Source organism: Hymenobacter volaticus, assembly GCF_022921055.1.
Taxonomy (GTDB): Bacteria; Bacteroidota; Bacteroidia; order Cytophagales; family Hymenobacteraceae; genus Hymenobacter; species Hymenobacter volaticus.
The window spans coordinates 318,891-340,230 of the sequence record NZ_CP095061.1; the positions used below are offsets into that span (position 1 = coordinate 318,891).

Below are 21,340 nucleotides of genomic sequence, written 5' to 3' on the forward strand. Positions count from 1 at the left end.
TCTTTTTGATGTATACCATAGGGCTCTATGTGCTGCTCCTCTATTAGTGCGCTTGGAGCCAGTTGCTGCCGGTGCCAACTTCCACTTCCAGCGGCACGCCGTGGGGGAGGAGCAAGGCAGTAGTCATCAACTCTTTCACTTTGGGCGTGATGTAGTCGATTTCCTCCTTCACGGCGTCGAAGACAAGTTCGTCGTGCACCTGTAGTATCATGCGGGTAGCCAGTTTCTCATCACGCAACCAGTTGTGGATGTTGATCATGGCCTTCTTGATGATGTCGGCGGCGGTGCCTTGGATGGGGGCGTTGATGGCGTTGCGCTCGGTGTAACCGCGCAAGGTGGCATTGCGCGAGTTGATGTCGCGCAGGTAGCGGCGGCGACCTAGCAAGGTAGTAGCATATTCCAACTCACGCGCCCTGTTGATGCTTTCATCCATGAACTTCTTTACCGCGCTAAATTCCTCGAAATACGTTTCGATGATTTCGGTGGCTTCCTTGCGTGAAATGCCGATGCGCTGGGCCAATCCGAACGACGATATTCCGTAGATGATGCCGAAGTTGACGGTTTTGGCTTTGCGGCGCATTTCGCCATCTACTTGATCGAGAGGCACATGAAACACCTTGCTGGCCGTGCTGGTGTGAATGTCCTGGCCTAATCGGAAGGCTTCAATCATGGTTTTGTCGCCCGAAAAATCAGCCATGATGCGCAGTTCTACTTGGGAATAGTCGGCGGCAAGGAGCACGTGGTTTTCGTCGCGGGGCACGAAGGCCTTGCGGATTTCGCGGCCTTTCTCGGTACGAATCGGGATGTTTTGGAGGTTGGGGTTGGTGCTGCTGAGGCGGCCGGTAGCGGTTACGGCTTGGTTGAAGCTGGTGTGTACCCGGCCATCCAACTCACATACCAGTTGGGGCAAGGCCTCTACATAAGTGGAGCGCAGCTTCGTGAGCTGGCGGTGCTCCAAAATGAGGCCGGCTACGGGGTTGTCGGCAGCTAGTACGCTCAGGATTTCCTCGCCGGTGGCATATTGACCGGTTTTGGTTTTCTTGATCTTGCCGCCGCCCAAGCCTAGTTTATCGAACAGGATTTCGCCGAGCTGCTTCGGGGAGCCAATATTGAACTCCTGGCCTGCTGCCGTGAAAATCTGCTGTTCTATCTCTTGAATGTAGCCCTGTAGCTCTGCCGAGTATTCGCCCATGGCGCCGGAGTCAATCTTCACGCCTTCGTATTCGATGGCCGACAGCACCGGTACCAGCGGATTTTCCACTTCGTTGAGCAAGTCCAGCAGTCCTACTTCCTTCAGCATTGGCTCGAACACGTGCTTGAGCTGCAAGGTTACATCGGCGTCTTCGCAGGCATAGTCTGATACTTCGGCCGGCGGGAGGTCAGCCATGGTTTTCTGGTTTTTGCCTTTGTTGCCGATGAGCGAGGTAATGGCTACCGGTGTATAGTGCAGGTAGGTTTCGGCCAGCACATCCATGTTGTGGCGCATGTCGGGCTCCAACAGGTAGTGCGCCAGCATGGTATCGAAGAGTGGCCCCTGAATTTCAACACCGTAGTGCCGCAAAATAGTTAAGTCGTACTTGATGTTTTGACCGATCTTGAGAATGCCGGAAGCGTCGAAAAACGGCCGGAATTCATCCACCAACGCCTGCGCGGCTACGTGGTCGTCGTGCGGTACGGGCACGTAGTACGCTTCACCCGCCAACCAGCAGAACGAGAGACCCACAAGCCGAGCCGTCATCGTATCGAGTCCGGTGGTTTCGGTATCAAAACTGACTTCGGTTTGCTGAAGCAAAAAGCCGAGCAGTGACTGGCGCAGTTCGGGCGTGTCGATGAGGTGGTACTGGTGGGGTACATCGGCGAGCATGAGGCGCGGACCAACGGGGGCGCCAAAGCTGCCGGTTTCGCCTTCCTCGGCCCCAATGGCTACAGCCGCATCGGAACTGCTACCAAACAAACTAGCTTGGCCGGCTGGCACTTTCGGCCGCCGCGAGCTTGACCGTGGATTGGTACGGTCGGTTGCGGTTGCTGAGCCGGCCGCCGCCTTTTCACCACCGTCTAGAATACGCGCGGCTAATTGCCGGAATTCCAGCTCATCGAACAGACTGCGAAGCTGCGTTTCATCGGGTTTGTCAAGCACTAGCTTGTCGGCCTCGAAGTCGATGGGAACATTGACGTGGATGGTGGCCAATTCCTTGCTCATCAAGCCTTGCTCGGCAAAGTTGCGCACGTTTTCTTGCTGCTTGCCCTTTAGCTGATCGGAATTGGCAATCAAATTCTCAACGGAGCCGAACTGCTGAATCAGGCTTTTGGCGGTCTTTTCGCCAATACCCGGAATACCGGGAATGTTGTCGGAGGCGTCGCCTTGTAGCCCAGAATATCAATCACCTGCTCGACGCGCTCAATCTCGAAGCGCTGGAGCACGTGGGCTACATCAAGCACTTCGGCGGCATTGCCCATAAAGGCTGGGCGGTAAATTTTGATTTTCTCGGTTACGAGCTGGCAATAGTCTTTATCGGGCGTCATCATGAACACCTCGAAGCCCTGCGCCTCGGCGCGTTGCGCAAGGGTACCTATCACGTCGTCGGCTTCAAAGCCATCTACTACTAGAATAGGGATGTGGAAGGCTTGAATGATTTTCTTGATGTACGGAATGGCTGTGCCAATATCCTCGGGCATAGCTTGGCGCTGGGCCTTATAGTCAGCAAAGCTCTCGTGGCGAAACGTCTTTTTCTGCGCATCGAAGGCTACGCCAATGTGGGTTGGCTTTTCCTTTTGCAGTACCTCCACCAAAGTGTTGGTGAAGCCCAGAATAGCACCGGTATTAAGGCCCTTGGAATTGACGCGCGGATTCTTGCTAAACGCAAAATGAGCGCGGTAAATCAGGGCAAAAGCGTCGAGTAGGAAAAGCTTTTTGGCGGGTTGAGAAGAGTCAGTCATAGGAGGGCGAAGGTAAGAAACAGCTACTGCTACCTAGCACAGGAATACGGTTAGCTTTACTTGTCTATACTTCTAAGCACAACAAATTGCCGTGGGAAAACATTGGTAAGCATAGCTTTATTCATAGCAGCAACTAAGCCCGATGTGCAGCAAACAAACATTCAAACAGTGGGTCCGACAGCTGCCGCAGCCTGACGGGGGACTGCTAGGAGAAGGCTATACGGAGGTAAACGGCAGCCTGGCTGTGGGGTTGACTTGCCTTGGTGCTGCTGACATGCTAGCCTAGGCTATTCATCGATAGGTTCTTGGTTTTCATAAGAACTAGCAAGGGCCTCCAGTCTTGCTTGAGGCCCTTGCTAGTATACTTGCTGAGAGTAGCTCTAAGGCTATAACCCCTGCTTCACTTCAAACGTGAAACTGGTGCTACCCGCCGCTCCTTTGGGGGAAAGGCCCTGCACCACGACCATATACCGTCCGGCTTGGTCGCCGGTGAAGAACTCTAGCTTGCTAAGGTCAGTGCTGCTAGACGTAATGGCTGGGTTCCAGTACAGCAGGTTCCGCATGTCGGGCAGGCGGCTTTGCTTTTGCTCGGGTGTATCGTAGCGGGGCGAGTAGAACTCCCGCTGGCTTTGCACGCCTTCGTACTGCTGTACCAGTACGCGCGGACTGAGGGAAATCCCTCTAAATCACCTTTGTAGGTAGTGAAGCTCACGATTCCGCTGTAGAGGGACATCCCCTGAAAGTAGTGACTGTCAACTACTTCTAGCTTCCGGATTTTTAGCGGGTCCATGGCCATCATCTTATTGATGTTGAAAATCGGTACCCCGTCTAGCAACACCAATGGGTTTTCGTTGAATACAGTCTTGTTGACTTTATCAGTCACCAAAAAATGAAAGCCGTCTTTCCTGATCCTGACTATCACGCCTGGTACGTATTCCCGCATTACCTCTTCCAGTACCTTGAAACGGGTATACTTGTCTAGAAAGTAGATTTCGTCGGGCTTCCCGTAAAAAGCCATGCTATCGGCAGGTGGTATGCTGTAGCGGCTCTCGTACTTTTTTGAGTAGATAGCTTGTACCTGCGTTTGGAAGTGCCGCTTGGTGTAATCCTGTTGGAAGCGCGTGAGCGGAATGAAGGGCGTTGTGAGCGTGGTAGCGTACTGCGGAGAAAAAGGGTTCAGGATTTCGATACGGTGGGTACTGTCTTGTTGCGGATCAATCTGAACCACAATCTCTTTTGGTCGATCAAAGTCGTTTATCTCGAACTGCACCAGTCCATCATCGTTGCTTTCGTCATTGGTGAGCCTGGTGATGCGGCTAGGGCTTGCTAGGTAGGCTATAGCGCCCTTCACGGGGCGGTTGGTGCCAGCTTGTGTGATCCGCCCCTGAATTACGTGCCCATGCAGCTCAGGCGAGTAAGGGAAGGTAGCTAGGGTTGGGGCAAGGGCATCTTCCCACCGAAACCGGCTCCACCCTTGGGTCAGCATCAGGTTATCGGCGGCTTCTGCAGTTTCGGGGCTGGCATCGGTGAAGTAATATTCGGGGTGCTCGATCTGGCCTTTCAGATCTGACGTCAGCCATAAGTAACTATTGATGTCAGCCGTGGGAGTGGTCGTGAGCGAGTCGAGGCGAAACACCGCCATCGAGAGGTTGGCAGCTGTACGCTGCGCATCTTGCGTGGCGGTGGCTAGCTCAACCGCTACTTTGTCGCGGAGCGTGTATTGGTTTTTATCAGGCCGCGCCGTAATGGAAAGCTTTTTCTTAGGCTGCTGGAAGTACAGCCGCTCGCACAAAGGTTTCTGCTGCGCATCGAACAAGGTGAAATGCGAAATTCCGTCTAACAACTGACCCTTGTCAATACTGAAAGCAGCCTGCCCGTTCACCAATTGTCCTTGGGCTGCCGCCGCAACTTTTTGGCGCGAATGAGCCAGTAAGAAAACAGCACCCGACTGCGAAGTTGAATTCACGGTCAAGGTCAGGGGGCCAGTGCCGCTGTTTTCTAAGAGCATCACATAGCCTTGCTCGAACACGCGCGGCAGGCTGTGCCGGATAACCTGCTTGCCTACTGTGATAAGGGCAGTGTAGGAAACGCCTGGTTGTGGGGTGAGCGTGAAGCTTCCCATTCCATAACGCAGCGTCTTGAATGTAGCTACCACGGCGCCGCTCTGGTTGAGCAGCTTGCCTTGGGCAGTCACGCCGGTGCCTGTTTTGGCGGTAACCTTGAAGGCTACTTTGCTGCTAAGACCTTGCACTAGGTTTCCACCTTCAGGGAAAAACTGCACATCGTAGGCTGCTGAGTCCTTTGCTGCCGCCGAGCCAGACGCCACCAACGGGTTGATGACCGTAACCGTGTTTTGGAAGTAGTACTCCGGCCCGAAGTTTTTCATCCAGTTGGTATACGCCCTTACAGTGTAAGTGCCAGAAGGTAAGGATGACGAGAGGAGGAAAGAACCTTGGCCCGTTGCCTGCTTCAGCGAAACCTTAGCTTGCGCTACCGGTCGTTTCTCTTTGTCGAGTACCTCAACATAGGCTACCGTGCTTAGCGGCAAAGGCCGCGAATACGTGCCCTCAACGGCGTATATCTTAAACCACATCATCTCCCCGCTCAGGTACAGTGGCCGGTCGAGGTGGAGGAAGAGCTTCTCGGGCAACGCAGCCTGCTGATAACGGCTGAATTTGCTTGCTAAACCATCGGAGGTGTCTCCTTGACTATATGCCGTTCCGGTTGTGGCTAGTACTAGCCCCAGCAACCTAATATAGGTGCACATTCCTATCCTAGTCCGACCTTTAAATACACTCATCTTACTGTAGCACATGCGTTTCAATGGAGTACTAGGGCCAGAAGCTTGGCTTTACTGACGTGCCACGAGTGCGGCAATCAATACAATCTCGGGACTTGGCAAGGTAGCCTACCACGAAGCCATTATCGTATACTGGCTCAATAGGCAAATAATTAGGTCCACCAAAATTTCCCAACAGTATTTGAGCGACAGGCGGTGGCGGGACGGGTTTGAAAAGAAAAACAGTATCTGGAGGCAAACAGCTTTCGTATCCAGTTTGAACAAACCAATTTCGAGGTAGCTCCGACCGACGGATAAAAATGCGCTTTTCTGCTACAGAATGCACTCCCACAAACCCGAGCGCCAACTCCGTCTCGTCATCGAGGCAGTGCACATTGCCAGTAAGTTGCGCCGGCAGTGGATCGAATAGCGTACCAATGTTTTCGGTGTTCTTTCTGAGTAGCTCCCAATACATATATTCGTCAGCAGTTTGGGCATACTGCTTCACTAGAATGCTATAGGTTGTGTTGAGTTGGGAGGCAGTAGTAGTAAGCGAGTGAATCAAGAAGTTTGAAACAATGTCCTGGCTCAAGCGAGTCGTATTGCTTATTTTGATATCTGCGGATTTCGCGCTAACCCAACAAATTCTGGAATACGGAACAGTAATATCTTGTATCCGACTGTTCTTATACTCTATGCTAGGAGTATAAGGTGGCGTTATTTCCCAAGTCTCATCGTATTCCCACCGATAATATTGAGTGGCGTTTGTGTCGTCGTGGCTGTTAACATAAATATTTAAACCAGTATTAACTGCTTGCCAAGTAACCTTGTCAATTGGTGGAGTGGTTTTGGCCGTTGAAAAATCGGATACGTATTCTTTACCTGTTGCCGTATTTATGTGAAGTCGATATCTTTTAGCAGGATTAAGAACTAAATTATTTGAAGTATAAGTGCCTTGACTAGTTTCTCGTAGTGCATTGCGTACCCCGTTTTCTTCTTCTATATAGAGGGTCGCCTTGATTTCTTTAGGTGGTGTTGTAGAGGCGCTGATATCATAAGTGCGCGACAAGTTTATTGTAGTTATGCCGTTGCTATTAATAAATCCATCTACCACTAAATACTTGGCATTAGAAGTAATAGCCTCGGGTATATAACGGTCGACACAGTTAGATAACAGAAATGTTAACCCCCGGCTACTATAGTTTTAATAAAGCTAAGTAGTGTATATGTGTGAGTTTTCAAGTTCAGTGATGCTAGTTGATGAAATTGAATGCAATAACAGTGGTAGTTTTTTTCAAAATTAGTATATGATCTAAGTTTTCGAATTGTAGCTAGTTTGAGAATTGTAATGCAATAGCCAGTTAAATCTTTTCACGTAAAAAAGTTGAATAGTTAAGAACTATGCTACTTAATTAAACCTTAAAAATTAAGGCCAAAAGCTTGGCTTAACGGAAGTGCCGCGGGTGCGACAGTCTATACAGTCTCGAGATTTAGCTGTATAGCCTAACAGTTTAAGTTCTGGACTGAGATACTTATCGATGGGCAAGTAATTGGATCCGCCGAAAGCTGCTTGTAATATTTCCGCAGGGCTTGGGGGAGGAATTATACCACGAGGGTATAAGAAAACGGTGTCTACCGGTACACAACTTTCGTATCCCGTGAGCACATTTATGTTAGCAGGTAATTCTTGGCGACTAATGAAAATTCGTTTTTGCTCAAGAGAATGTACTCCGATATAACCTAGTGCAAGCTCTTGCTCGTCGTTTAGACAACGAATGTTGCCGGTTAACTGTGCGGGAAGCGGATCAAACAGTGTCCCAATATTCTCTGTGTTCTTCCTCAACAGTTCCCAATACTGATATTCCTCTTGTGAGAGAGCGTGCTGTTGCACCAAAATGCTGTATCGGCTTCGTAAACGCTCCGAGTTGGCAGGTAAGCTTTGTATGCGAAAGTCGGCTACTACATCCCGATTTAGTGCTGTTGTCCGGCTTATTTGTACTTGAGAGGAACGTTGATTGCCCCAGCAAACAACTGGGTAAGGCACCACGATATCACGAATATTTCTGTTGACGTACTCATATACAGGCCGATAAATAGGTAGAATCTCCCACGTCTCTTCATATTCCCACCGATAGTACTGCGTTGAGTTAGTATCGTCGTGGCTGTTGACGAAGATGTTCAGCCCGGCGTTTTGGACTCGCCAGTTTACATTATCGATAGGTGGAGTATTCTTAGCTTGGGTATAGTTGGAAGCATAGTCTTTGCCATTGCTGGTGAGAATATGCAGGCGGTAGTTCCGGGCAGTGTTGAGCGTGAGTGCGGCCGAAGTATAGGTGCCTTTAACTGTACTCTCCGATAAGGGGTAGCGTGTGCCGCCTTCTTCTTCGATGTAAACCGTCGCCTTGGTTTCGATAGGGGCGCCGACTTTGAGCTTACATCATAGGTGCGCGAAAGATTGAGAGAGGTGATGCCCTTGCTGTTTATGAAGCCGTCAACTACTAGAAAATTTTTGCCAGCGCTGATAACATCGGGCATATAGGGGTCGACGCAACTCGGTAGCAGGAGCACCAAGCACCACAGCAATGCCGCCCGAATAGCAGAAGGAATTGAGCGCATTTAGAATTTAAAATTGTAAGTGATGGTCGGGATAGGCTGACCGAAAATGGAAAGCTTATAGCCTTTGATCTGCCCATTTTCTGATTTGAAATACACGGAATAGGGGTTCCGGCGCCCTGTTAAGTTGTAAACACCAAGCGTCCAGGAGCTGTGAGCAAGTTTCTTCACCTTATGGCTGCCTTCAATGTTTAAGGCAAAATCGGCGCGGTAATAATCGGGCACTCGGTAGGCGTTGCGGTCCGAATAATATACCCGCAGTGAATTGGCCACGTAGTATTTTGCCAGCGGCAGCGTGATAGGTCGGCCGGTGCTGTAGGTGAAGTTCAGCGAGCTGCTGAAGCGCCGACTGAAACGGTAGTTGCCGATCATGGTGAAATCGTGCGGCTTATCGAAGTTGCTGGGGTAATAGTTGCCCCCGTTAACCATGTCGGATGTGGTGCCCGAGTTCACCCGGACCAAGGAGCGGGAATAGGTATAGCTCACCCACCCGTTTATTTTGCCAGTCAGCTTCTTCACCATCACTTCCACACCATAGGCCTTGCCTAGGGCGTTTACAATGTCCGTTTCGATGTGGTGATTTAGGATAAGCGTAGCGCCGCTCTTATAGTCCACAAAGTCGCTCAGCCATTTGTAGTAGGTCTCCACGGATGTCTCGATGGTGTTGGACTTGAAGTTGCGGTAATAGCCCACCGATACTTGGTCGCCGACTTGCGGGCGGATGTTCGCGTCGCTGAGTTTCCAGATATCAGCCGGCGATACCGAAGCCGTATTGGAAAGCTGGTGGATGTACTGGCGCGTGCGGTTGTAGCTCAGCTTCACCGACGAGTTGTCGGATAATGAGTACCGCGCCGACAACCGATACTCGGGGCCGTGGTAAGTGGCGAGTACTTTGCCAGAGCTATAGTTGACGGTATCGACAATGGAACTCTCCGTGCGGGACTGCCCCGGCGCATATTGATACACATCGCGCGGGCCTAGCGCATTGAAGAGCGAGTAGCGTAGACCGATGGAAATAGAAAGCCGTTGGGTAAGATCAATTCGGTCGGAGGCGTAAAAGGCGCTTTCCAGCGCCCGTTCTCGCGCCAACACATCGGTTGCAATCAGAGAACTGTCGCCGTTGGGAGTCAAGCTGCCGGGAGAGATGTTGTAGAGCAACGAACTGACGCCGAAGTCTATGGTGTGTTTAGAATTCGGGAAATAGCTGAAATCAACTTGGGCGTTGGTTTGGTTGATGCCATACTTGAGGCTGGAGGCATTAACCGCGTTTTCCACGCTAGTGATGTCGTAGCCGTAGTGGCTATAGGCCCCCGTCACTACACTGTAGAGCTTGTTGTTGAAGTTGTGCTGCCACTTTACGCTGGCATTTTGGTTAATGTACTGGTACGACGTATCGCTGGCCAGTCGAAACTTGTCAGCACTGAGGTAGCCAGTAGCATACACCGAATTTTTTTCATTTAGCTGATAGTTGACGTGGGCGCTGATATCGTAGAAAGAAGCAGAACTCTGCCGGAATGAGCTATTTGATAGTCGGCGCAGAATCCAGTCGGAGTAGCTGGTGCGGCCACTGATAATGAACGCGCTTTTATCCTTCACGATGGGCCCTTCCAGCGTGAGACGACTGGTAAGCGGGCCAATTCCACCCGAGCCCGAGAACTTCTTTTTGTTGCCCTCCCGGGTTTTAATTTCCAGCACTGAAGACAAACGCCCGCCGTACTTCGCCGGAATAGCGCTTTTGTACAGCTCCACTGTTTGCAGAATGTCGGGGTTGAAGGCCGAGAAAAAGCCGAACAAGTGCGAAGGGTTGTAGATGGTGGTGCCGTTGAACAAAATCAGGTTTTGGTCGGTGGCGCCGCCGCGCACGTTCAGGCCCGTGTTGCCTTCGCCCACCGATTTCACACCCGGCAACGTGAGCACCACCCGCAGAATGTCGGTTTCGCCGAAGGCGGTGGGCACTTGGCGCATGGTCTTGATGTCGAGCTTTTCGAGGCCCATTTGCATGCCCGAAACGTTCTTATCCTTCTCGGCTTCAATCACCACCTCTTTCAGCGGGGTGATGTCTTCTTCCACTTCTATTTCCAGCTTGGCATTCCCGCGCAGAATCACTTGGCGCTTGGTGTTCTTGATGCCAATGCCTCTGATTTTCACGTCATAGCGCCCTACGGGAAGGGTGAGGGAGTAGTACCCAAATTGGTCGGTGCTGGTGCCAACGGCCGGGTTGTCGGTGTAGATAGTGGCCCCGATAGTAGGCTCCCCCGATTTTAAATCCCGGATATGCCCGGCCAGGGTGGCTTTGCTGCCCGCCGCGCCACCCGAGCCTAGCTCATATACCTTGAACTCCGCCTCCCGCACATAGCGTGACCGAACCGCAGCGCTCGGACGAGCATCGTTCTGGCTGGTCCGCGCCGAAGCCGCCACTGTTTCCGTGGCTTCTGGCCGAAAGAAATCTTCCGATAAATTAGATTCGATAGTAGCGCCCGAGGTAATGAAAACACGATTTTCATCGTCGATGGCGAAACGAAAAGGCGTGTTCTGAAGAGCCTGCTCTAGTACAGTGCGTATAGGTTGCTCTTGTACCTGTAGCGTAACATAAAGGCTATCGACAGCCGCGGGATCGAAGTAGAAACGAAAAGCAGTTTGCTGCTCTAGTTGTGTTGCAAATTGCTCGAACAACAGATGATTGAAATTACCGCTGACCTTTTTTTCGGTTGGCTGTTGGCCGTAGGCTGTGAGACTTGTTAGGGTAAGTAGAAAAAAGAATAGGCCGTAAAGGTGTCTCATGTAAAGCTTTAACTAATTCGAAAGAGAATAACCCGGTACACTAGTAAGAAAATTATTTCGCTGCCAAACTCCTGTAGTATTCTACCAACTGAATTATAGAAGATTCGCGGCTAGCTTTCTTGAATTTTAATTTTTTGGAGCTGCTGAATTTTTTCAATTCCTCATTCCGGTCATACAGTATCTTCAGCACCGAATTCTTTTTGTTGACGGTGTGATAAACGTTATCTTTTTTGAGAAATAATTTATCGGTTACTACAAATTCCGCGTTTATATTACGGTTTTCTATTTTCTCTAGCATTTGTTTGGAGCGATTTGCCAGTAGCTCTACTTTGCCATCAACTAACACTTCGTAAAATCCAGTATTGAAAACTTTGCTCGACAAACTATCGACCACTATGCGTTTAAAGTGGTGTCCGGCAAGCGTAAAATAATTGACTCGTTCGTTGATGAGCCGTAAATAAAGCGGAGTAGTAGGATGCAGCAACACAATCTGCTGAAGCACTACATCATAAGTGAATTGCAAACCAGTAAAATACTGATTGTTGTAATAGATGCTTCCGTCTTGCTTTTCGGGGACTCCAAAAAACTGGTGCCCGGTATTTTTGAAATAGCGTTTGGAATAGTCTACGTACTCTGGGCCATTGAATAGATGCGCATGAACAGGATAGATGGCGCTGTATTGCTTTTCAAACTGAGCTGCTGCAACCGTTACGAGCGTTGTGTCTTCAGGAGAGGATTGCGCAACGGTGTATCGGCCAAACAGCAGTAGAAATAGAAAAAAGAAAGTAACGGTTGCTTTCATTGAGAGCAATAAAGGAGTGCTAAGACCGCAGAGGCAGACAACTGCGAGTAAAAGGATAAGTGAGGAAGCTTAAATCACTAGCCTCAACCAGCAGTGCTTGTTGAGGTGCCTGCTAAATATAAGCATAGCTATCAGTAATATGACTGATCAGAGAAATTAGTGGTAGAAATACCGATAAAAGCATGCATGCTACTATTCCACGGATAATTGCCTGGTATCATAGTAGGGCAGTAGCTTTGCTGAACTATTGCCAAACGGCAACATGAATTCTTTCCTATGCAGCGCTTTATCTATCTGTTTCTAGTATGCATCACGGCACTCTCTACTACGGGGCGGGCCCAGACTGTAGCATCGGTAGTTTTGCCTTCAAAAGAAGAGCATACCAAACAGGTGGCAACGTTTCAAGCGGAGCTGAACGCCGAATATAAAGACCCTGCCCGCTCACCGCTGCCGGCACCGACGCGGAGCAGTTTCGCTGGCTTACCTTTCTTTCCTGTCAATTACGCAGCTTGCGTGGTCACCCAATTTGTGCGCGATTCTTCGCAGGCTCCGTTTGAAATGCAGACGAGCAATGGCCGCAAGCCGCTATACCGCAAGTACGGCGAAGTGCATTTCCGCTACAACGGCCGGCCGCAGCACCTAACGGTTTACCAAAGCCTGGACTTGCTACGCACCAAGGACTACCAAGACTACCTCATGGTGCCCTTCACCGACCAAACCAACGGACACACCAGCTACGGGGGTGGCCGCTACATCGACCTGCGCATGGGGCAAATCAAAAACGACCAACTGGTGCTTGATTTCAATTGCGCCTACAATCCGTTTTGCGCCTACAGTTCGGCTTATTCTTGCCCCATACCGCCCGCCGAAAATCGCCTGCAAGTAGCTATTGAGGCAGGCGTAAAGAGTGACCATTAACAAACAGCAGATTAGTAAGCACGAAGGGCGTCGTGCGTAGTAACGGAGGGTATATTCTCCATCTAACTACGTACGACGCCCAGCGTGCTTATTGACTGTTTACTCTAAGGTTTCGGCAGCGTAGCGAATAGGTCGGGATAATCGGTGATGATGCCGTCTACTTGTAACTGCGTGAGGCGCTGTATGCCATCGGCGTCGTTTACCGTCCAAGGGATAATCTGGAGGCCTTCTTTATGGCAAGCTTGTACCAGGTCGGCATTTACGAGTTGAAAATGGGGGCTGTAGATGGTAGGCCGGAAGCTAAGGCGCTTCAGGTTAGCAGCCAGCCCTTGCGTGTTCATGACCAACAAAGCGGTGTGCAGCGTCGGGTCGGCTTGGTGCACCAACTCTAGCGTGCGCGGGTCGAACGATTGGATGGTGACGCGGCTGGCTATACCCTTGGCTTTAATTACGGCTAGCAGCAATTTCACAAACTCGGCGGGTGCTGGATGCAGCTTGTTGTCGCCTTCCGGGGTGGTTTTGGTCTCGATATTGTAGCGCGGGGCAGGTAGCTTTTTCAAGCGGGCATATGCCTCTGCCGAGTCGATGACTTCGGCTAGCAGCGGCTTGTAGGTGCGTAGCTTTTGCTGCCTTGGAAACTTGGAGTTGCCTTGACTACCTACGTCGTAGCGGCGGATTTCGGCATAGGGGAGGGCGTAGAGGCGGTGTTTCTGCTCGTCGGCTTTCTTGATCGGTTGCCCGTCGGGGGCTAGCACAAAGTCGGCGTTCATGTAAGGGTCATGCGAGAGAAGCAGTTGCTTGTCTTGGCTCACTAGCACGTCCATCTCCAGGGTAGTCATGCCGAGGTCTTGCGCTTTGCGCATGGCCGGGATGGTGTTTTCGGGCATAAGGCCGCGGCCGCCGCGGTGGCCCTGCCGGTCGAACGTGGTGGTTTGGGCGGTGGCGAAGTAGGAAGTGAGCAGCGCCAATAGGGGAAGCAGAGGCTTTATCATAGCAAAAGAAAGGTAGCAGATAGGAACCGGAGTACTATTAAGAACGCGCCGCTTTGCGTCGCGCCGTGCACGAGTCTGAACCAGGCGGCCCAACACCAGCAACAGCGTCACGCAAAGCGGCGCGTCTTTACTCCCACACGCAGTCGTTACGCCGACAGCGTATCGGTGTAGACTTGCCCGAACCGGTCGGTGACTTCGACGCGGATTTCTTTGGCCTGCGCCGATACGTTGGCCACGAATAGGTGGTCGGTTAGCGTGGGATCCACAAATTTGTGCTTGGCGGGTAGATTTGGCCCCCCGTGCAGCCGCACCGACAGCGGGTCGAAGCCGGTGTGTTGTTGCATCTCGCCCCGGCGGGTTCCGTCTTCAAACCAAGCTACTTTCCAGCTTGGGTCCCAGTTCCAAACGTTCACCACCAAGTCGTCGGGGCGGTCGGGCAGGCTGCCTTTGGGATAGATGCGGAATTGGTGGTTGCGCTCCTGCCCAATGGCTTTGTAGTACCACTTCACCTCGCCGCCGCGCACCTCGTACACACCGTAGCCGCCGGGCGTACCGTCGGTGCAGATGGGGCCGGTCCACCACGCGCCGCACACGGTGCCGTGCACGTGCTCCACCACGTTTTCTTCGGTCAATAGCACTTCGTTGAAGTGCGTGTGACCTGACATGATGTGCGCTTTGTAGGGCTTCAGTAACCTGTACAGCTCTTTGCGGTTAGACACCACGCCGCCCATCGGCTCTTCTTTGTCTTTGTTGCGCACATGCTGCTTGGTGTACGGCGGAATATGCAAGCTCACCACCACAGTGGTGCCCGGTTTTACGTGCGCCAAGTCTTGCTCCAACCACGCTAGTTGCCGCTCGGTCAGGTAGCCGATGTATTTCTTAGCTGACCCGATGAAGAACACATCATCGAGTACCACATAGTGAATCTCGCCCCGGTTGAAGGAATAGTAGGTGGGACCGAACAGCTTCTTGAAGGTGTCGGAAGAGTGGTCGTCGGTGCGGGCCGTAATATCCATGTCGTGGTTGCCGATAACTTGGAAGAACGGAATACCGGTGCTGGCCACGCCCTGCTGGTAATCGTCGAACAGCTCGAAATGGTCCCACACCAAGTCGCCGCAGCCGATGCCGTGAAATAGCGTGCCCGCGCTGTAGCTGGCTAGCAGCTTTTGGGTATCGGGCACGGCAGTGGCTTTAAACTCGGCGGCATCGGCCTTGGATATCATCTGCGGGTCGGCCCACACTATGAAGTTGTGCTGCGTATCATCTTGGGCGAGTTTGCGCAACTCGAAGTCGGCTTTGAAACGGCCCTTCACTGGCTCCTTCTGGCGGTAAAAGCGAGCTATGCTCTTCTCCTGCGGAAACTCGTAGCCGCGCGGCACCGATATGTACACGAAGTCGGTGGCGCCGCTGCTTTCCAACGTGTACTGGCCTTTGGCATCTGTGAGCGTGACGTTGATACCGTCCGTAACGGCTACGCCGGCTATACCTTGGCCTTGAGCGTGGACTTTACCGCTGAGGGTAGCTACTGCTACCTCTTTGTTGGTGGTAGCTGCTTCCTTGGGTCGCGCCAAGCCTAGGTTTGCGTCTAAGGTCACGCCTAAGCCCGCCAAACCGATTGATTTCAAGAAAGTTCTGCGTTGTTGCGACATCGTATGCGGGTTAAATCAACAGGAAGTATGACGGCTCTTGGTGGGGCGGGCTATTTTTCCCACCACACTTTGGTGTTTACGTCGTCGGCACCCATCACCTCCACGGCGGCGCGGTAGTTGTCGCCGTTGTTGGTTTGCACGATGAGCGGGTACTTGAAGCGCGTCGGCATGATGCCGTTGTTCTGCAAATCCTGGCCGCGCGGCAGCACCGGAAAGCCTGTGCGGCGGTACTCAAACCACTGCTGGTAGTCGTTGAAAAATAGTGCGTAGTACTTTTGCAGCATGATGCGCTCCAGCGTGCCGTTGTAGGCCACGGCGGGGTTCTGGAAGTAGGTGGCGGGCACCACGGCGCCCCACTGCTCGATTGCGGCCTTCACGCCTCGCTCGTAGTGGGTGCGGGCGTCGGCGGAGGTGTAGCCTCGCTGCGCCGCTTCGGCCTTAATGAACTCCACCTCGGCATAGCTCATCAGCACCGACGGCATAGGAGCCTCCGTTTTAGCCGTGACCAGCGCAATATTGAAGTTGGAAGGCTGATACTGGAACTGCGCATCACTGCCGCCATAAGCACTCGGAATGCCCTTGTAGCCGATGTTGCTGCGGCCGTCCTTGGTTTTGGCTTGGGTATTAAATTTAGCTAGGCGTGGGTCGTTCCACGTGTTTAGGTTATCGATGAAAAATTCCGCCGCTGCTCGGCTCGTAGTAAAGTCGATGGCCCGGCCCCAAGGCGACACGTTAGGTGCCACCCCTGTAATTTTGAAAATGGCCGATTCACTGTTTTGCGTGAACACCGGGTACTTGGTCGGGTCGTTGATCATGGCGGCCAAGCGGGTAGCGGTATTCATTTCGGGCCGCTTCGAGAGGCGTAGCAATAGCCGCATCCGTAGCGAGTTGCAGAACCGGCGCCAGCTAGCCACATTATTGTCGTAGAGAAGGTCGGAGCCGTAGCTCATGGTCCGGGTGGTGCTGAACAGGCCATTGGCAACGTCCAAATTGTCGAGCAACTGGTTGTAAACCTGCTGCTGCGTATCGAACTTTGGGTACAGCACTCCTGCCTCACCTTGGCTGGCTTCCGTCATGGGCACGTCGCCGAAGCAGTCGGTCAGGTTGGCGTAAACCCACGCGTTGAGCGTCATGGCTACGGCCTCGTAGTTGGGGTCTTGGGCGGCTACGGCCGCGGTGCGCATCTCCCGAATGTTGGCTAGCCAGCGGTAATAGGTTGTCCAAGTAGAATTGCCGGCGCTCTCGCTCACCAAGTAGCGGTGCACCCCGCCCGACACGCTCGGATAAGGCAGCGCCACCTGCATAATATCGAAAGTGAAGGCATCGGCTCGGCTGGTATTGAAAGCCGCCAGCTCGTACACCGTAGGGTTAAGTAGTGTGCCGGGGCTGATTGTCTCGATGCGGTTGGGGTCGGTATTCAGTTCCTCGAACCCATCGGTGCACGAAACCAAACTGCCGCCACAAGTCAGCAGCAGGAGAGCTATGTATTTTTTCATTGGAAAGTCGGATGCAGGAATGGTTAGCCGAAAGCTGTGTTAGCGCTAGATTTCAGCTCTCCTTTTTTCAAGGAAGGGAGCTAGCATTCTAGAATTGCAGCGTGATATTCACGCCCATGGTGCGGGTGGAAGGAAGCTGGCCGATTTCCACGCCGGGCAGGATGGTGCCGCCGTTGAGGGCCGCCGTTTCCGGATCGAACATGGGAAACTTGGTCCACATGGCTAGGTCGCGGCCGTAGAGGCCGATGGTAGCCCCGGTCAGTGCCTTGGTGCGGGCTAGCAGCGCGGCGGGCAGGTTGAACTCAATGCGGGCTTCACGCAGCTTCAGGTAGGAAGCATCAAACGAGTTGCTCTCGATGTTGGCGCGGCGGTAGTACTCGGCATAGAAATCGGCTGGGAGGACTTTCGTCTCGTTTGGCGAGTAGGTACCGTCAGCATTTAGTACCACCCCGTCGCCGATAATAAAGCCTTCTTCGCGGCCTGGCAACGTGGATTTTAGCTTGCCCTGCTCGCTCATCTTGTGGTGGGTTTGCGAGTAGATAATGCCGCCGTATTGGCCATCAAACAGCACGCTCAACCGGAAATTCTTGTACGACACCTCGTTCAGGAAACCACCTTTCCAGTTGGCGTAGGCCCGCCCGATGTACTTGATATTGGCGGGCTGCACGGGTAGGCCATTTTTGTTGTAGATGATTTTGCCGTCGGGCGAGTAATCGAAGCCGTAGCCCCAAATGTCGCCGGTAGTGCCGCCTACAGTAGCCAAGATGGTGGCCGTGCCGCCCGCCCCAATCACCTGCTGGTCTTCGATGCCGCCGGCCAAGCTTAACACCTTATTGCGGTTGCGCGACCATGTAATGGTGTTTCTCCACTTGAAGGCGTTGTTGTCGACGGGCCGCGTGTTGAGCACCACTTCCACACCCCGGTTGCGCACGGCACCTGCATTAAGCAGCGCGCGGCTATAGCCCGTGGTGGGGTCGATGGGCACTTCCAGAATCTGATTCTTCGTGGTGTTCTGGTACACCGTCAGGTCGGCGCCAAAGCGGCCCTGGAACATCAGGTATTCCAGCCCCGCTTCGTAGCTGACGGTTTGCTCGGGTTTCAAGTTTTTATTGTAGAGCGTGGTAGCTACCGAGCCCGCTCCCGCAAAGTCGCTGCGGTTGTAGTACTTGTTGTTGCCGTACGGGTCAGTATCGTTGCCTACTTTCGCGGCCGACAGCCGAAGCTTTGCCAGCGAAATAGAAGCCGGCATGGGTAGCAACTCGTTTAGGATGAGGCTGGTGCTAACCGAGGGGTACGAAAACGGCAGGTTTTCCACCGGCAACGAACTCGACCAATCGTTGCGGCCAGTCAAGTCCACGAAGATCTTGTCGTCGTAGGAGAAGGTAGCCAGGGCGTAGTTGCTGTTGATGTCTTTCTCGTAGGTGCTCAGGCCAAGCAACGGGCTGCTCAGGCCGTTGGCCAGCTTGTACACGCCCGGAATTACCAAGTCGCGCACCGAGGCGTCGGTGCTGCGGTTGCGGCGGCGCATGGCATTGCCACCCACCGAAGCGCGCACGTCGAAGTGCGTATTAAACTGTTGGTGGTAGGTCAGCAAGAAGTCGGTGTTGACTTCGTAGTTGCTGATATCTTGCTGCTTATAGTAGCCTTTCTGGAAGTTGGCCGTGCTGTAGGGCCGGCGCATCTCGCGCCGCTCCTGCGTCATGGCCAGGCCCGAGCGCACCAGCAAGCTTAAGTTTTTCGTGAAATCATACGTCGCCGAGATGTTGCCCACGGTGGTGCGCGTAGTCGACGAGTTAATCATCTCGTGGGCAATCAAATACGGATTGTCGATAAACGAGCTGAACGGATGCACCTGGTCAATCTGGTCCAAGCCGTTTTTCCAGATGGTGCGGTACGCGTCGAGCGGTACGTTGGGGTTCTGGAAGATCATGAAGTACGACAACGACTGGTTGTTGTAGCCGGTAGCCGGCAGATTGTCGCTCGTGCGGTTGGTGAAGTTCACTTTGCCCGCCAGTTTCAGCTTCGAGGCCACGGTGTGGTTCACGCTCAGCGCCCCCGTTATCCGCTCGTAGCCGGTATTAGGCATGATCCACTCGTTTTTCGAGTGCGTAATGGATGCCCGCGCCGAACTGGTTTCGTTGCCCCCTTCCAGTGACACGCTATTAGTGAACGTGGAGCCGGTTTTGTAGAAGCCCTTGATGTTGTCTTTGTAGGGCACCCACGGCAACCGTTCCGCTGATTGTGCCTGCGTAGCGGGGTCGTACTGGTAATACATCTGCCCGTTGAACTTCGGCCCGAAGGCGCTGCTGGTACCGCCCGTACTAGCCCCGTCGGCGGAAGCACCATAAGAGTAGTACATTTCGCCGGCTGCATTGAGTGCGCGGCCCGTACCCTGGCCGTACTCGTACTGATAGTCAGGCCACTTTAGTACCGTATTGATGCTAGAGTTGCTGTTCACCGTTACGCCCAAGCCTTTCTTCTTGCGCGCCCCGGCTTTGGTGGTAATAATAAGCGCTCCATTGGCGGCGCGGCTGCCGTAGAGGGCCGTAGCACTGGCACCTTTCAGCACCGTGATGCTGGCAATATCGTCGGGGTTGATGTCGGCAATGCCGTTGCCGAAGTCTACGGGCACGTCGTTGCCGGAGCCGGCCCCATAGGCACCGCTCCCACTGGGTAGAGAACTGGTTAGGCCGCTGTTCATGGGCACGCCGTCGAGCACGACCAGAGCGTTGTTACCGTTGGGATTCAGGGAGTTGTCGCCTCGCAAGGAAATGCGCGTGGAGTTGACCGGTCCCGAGCCCGTAGAAACTAAGTTTAGCCCCGCTACCTTACCCGATAGGGCCTGCGCGAAGTTGTTGGGCCGCGCTTCTACCAGTGCTTCTCCGCTTACCGTTTGGGTGGCATAGCCGAGGGCCTTTTGCTCGCGTTTGATACCAAGAGCTGTTACTACTACTTCGTTAAGCTGCTTGGCGTCGGGGGCCAGCCGAAGATTGAGCTTGGTTTTACCTTCTACCGGTACTTCCTGCGTGAGGTACCCGATAAAGGTTACCAGCAGCACCGCATTGGGTGCGGCACTAACTGTGTAGGCTCCCTGCGCATCAGTGGACGCGCCTACGGTCGTACCCTTCACTACTACCGTAGCGCCGGGTAGCGGCAGGCCTTGATCATCAGTTACAATGCCGGAAACTGATTGGGATTGTGCGAAGGCAGCACTGCTTAAAAAAAGCATAGGAATACCTGCGGCACAGAGCTTGTTAGCTCGGGCTAAGTAACTGTAAAGCATGCTTTTGGAGGGTTGTTTTCAACCGCAAAACTACCCGCATCCTATTACCGGAATGTTACTCTAAGAATATGAAATTATAAGCTGCTAAATAAAATTATAGAATATCACCAAGATATAATAACCCTGAAATACGGCCGTATACTGTAGTAAAGCTTAAGTTTCATAATTTTGATTTTCAATAACTTATGTCTGAATACAGGCAGGTATTATGCCATATTGCAATCTACTTATCGGGACTATGGATTACCATACTGTTAACTAGTTGCTAAGTTTAGTTGCTGACCAACACTGGTTGCTTGGGTTGCTCCAAAGCTTCTCTAACCGTATCAAATCTACCTGTCGCCAACGCAGCCCCTCGGGGGCCGTACAGCATCTGCATGCGCTATATCTCTCTCGACCTCGAAACCTCCGGCGGCTGGCCCCAACGTCATCAGATTCTGGAACTGGCTGCAGTGGTAGAAGACACCAAGCATCTGTTGCCGCTGCCGGAATTGCCTGCCTTCCGGCGCATAGTACGCCACTCTGAGTATGTAGGCACCGCCGGCGCCCTGGCTCTCAATGCCCGGCTACTACAAGAGTTGGCCAACAAAGAACCGAACCCCGAACTCTGCACCCCCGACGAGCTAGTGCCTCAATTACGCGAGTTTCTGCTAGAACACAATTTCAAGCCCGACAAAAATGACTGCGTAAATGTGACTATGGCCGGCAAAAACATTGCCTCCTTCGACCTCGGCTTTTTGCGCGAATTACCGGGCTACGGCACCCTAATTCGGGCTGAACCCGCCATGCTGGACCCGGCAGTTTTCTACCTCAACTGGCGCAAAGACTCGCGCCTGCCGACCATGCAAATCTGTAAGGCCCGCGCTGGTTTCGAAGATGACACCGTGGCTCACGAAGCCTTGGCCGATGCCCTCGACGTGGTGCAACTGCTACGCCCATTTTATGAAATGCCGTTCTATAAGAGCACTACTTCCCAATAACACTTCCAATAGGAACTTGATGAACAATAAAAAGGCCCGCTGAGTACTCAGCGGGCCTTTTTATTGTTAGCGGGCGGCTTGCATAGCAAGTGGCAGTGATTAGGCGCGTT

General features: G+C 52.7%; 11 protein-coding genes and 1 pseudogene. 2 read left to right on the forward strand and 10 right to left on the reverse strand.

From position 1 onward, the window contains the following. Positions 1–43: 43 nt before the first annotated feature. The 6 genes and pseudogenes from polA to MUN86_RS01360 form a co-directional block, all read right to left on the reverse strand. A pseudogene (polA, locus tag MUN86_RS01340) lies at positions 44–2,937 on the reverse strand (DNA polymerase I). A 499-nt stretch (positions 2,938–3,436) separates the two neighbouring features. Further along, on the reverse strand, positions 3,437–5,686 hold the full coding sequence (locus MUN86_RS01345; protein ID WP_245120867.1) for a hypothetical protein: 2,250 nt from the start codon (positions 5,684–5,686) through the stop codon (positions 3,437–3,439). Positions 5,687–5,768: 82 nt separating this feature from the next. Beyond that, positions 5,769–6,893: a DUF4249 domain-containing protein gene (locus MUN86_RS01350; RefSeq protein ID WP_311182050.1), complete on the reverse strand. Its 1,125-nt coding sequence runs from the start codon at positions 6,891–6,893 to the stop codon at positions 5,769–5,771. A 249-nt stretch (positions 6,894–7,142) separates the two neighbouring features. Continuing rightward, the gene (locus tag MUN86_RS32195; protein ID WP_375379487.1) at positions 7,143–8,129 is read right to left on the reverse strand and encodes a DUF4249 domain-containing protein; all 987 of its coding nucleotides are present in this window, start codon (positions 8,127–8,129) and stop codon (positions 7,143–7,145) included. A gap of 203 nt (positions 8,130–8,332) precedes the next feature. Next, entirely contained in the window at positions 8,333–11,110 is a 2,778-nt protein-coding gene (locus MUN86_RS01355; RefSeq protein ID WP_245120871.1) for a TonB-dependent receptor, read from the reverse strand. A 52-nt stretch (positions 11,111–11,162) separates the two neighbouring features. Then, complete coding sequence (locus MUN86_RS01360; RefSeq protein WP_245120873.1) at positions 11,163–11,912, reverse strand: hypothetical protein; 750 nt, start codon at positions 11,910–11,912, stop codon at positions 11,163–11,165. A gap of 276 nt (positions 11,913–12,188) precedes the next feature. On the opposite strand from MUN86_RS01360, the gene MUN86_RS01365 reads away from it, so the two are divergent. After that, complete coding sequence (locus tag MUN86_RS01365; protein ID WP_245120875.1) at positions 12,189–12,830, forward strand: DUF1684 domain-containing protein; 642 nt, start codon at positions 12,189–12,191, stop codon at positions 12,828–12,830. Between the two features lie 104 nt (positions 12,831–12,934). On the opposite strand, the gene MUN86_RS01370 is transcribed toward MUN86_RS01365, so the two are convergent. The 4 genes from MUN86_RS01370 to MUN86_RS01385 all read right to left on the reverse strand — a co-directional run bounded on the left by MUN86_RS01370 (position 12,935) and on the right by MUN86_RS01385 (position 20,196). Continuing rightward, complete coding sequence (locus tag MUN86_RS01370; protein ID WP_245120877.1) at positions 12,935–13,822, reverse strand: glycerophosphodiester phosphodiesterase family protein; 888 nt, start codon at positions 13,820–13,822, stop codon at positions 12,935–12,937. Between the two features lie 146 nt (positions 13,823–13,968). Beyond that, positions 13,969–15,447 (reverse strand): calcineurin-like phosphoesterase C-terminal domain-containing protein, encoded by a 1,479-nt coding sequence (locus tag MUN86_RS01375; RefSeq protein WP_245120879.1) that lies wholly within the window; start codon positions 15,445–15,447, stop codon positions 13,969–13,971. Between the two features lie 74 nt (positions 15,448–15,521). Then, positions 15,522–16,967: a SusD/RagB family nutrient-binding outer membrane lipoprotein gene (locus tag MUN86_RS01380; RefSeq protein ID WP_245120881.1), complete on the reverse strand. Its 1,446-nt coding sequence runs from the start codon at positions 16,965–16,967 to the stop codon at positions 15,522–15,524. Between the two features lie 88 nt (positions 16,968–17,055). After that, positions 17,056–20,196, reverse strand: coding sequence for a SusC/RagA family TonB-linked outer membrane protein (locus MUN86_RS01385; protein WP_245120883.1), 3,141 nt, complete (start codon positions 20,194–20,196; stop codon positions 17,056–17,058). A 431-nt stretch (positions 20,197–20,627) separates the two neighbouring features. Here MUN86_RS01385 and MUN86_RS01390 point away from each other — a divergent pair, with 431 nt between their 5' ends. Continuing rightward, positions 20,628–21,230: a 3'-5' exonuclease family protein gene (locus MUN86_RS01390; protein ID WP_245120885.1), complete on the forward strand. Its 603-nt coding sequence runs from the start codon at positions 20,628–20,630 to the stop codon at positions 21,228–21,230. Positions 21,231–21,340 lie beyond the last annotated feature (110 nt).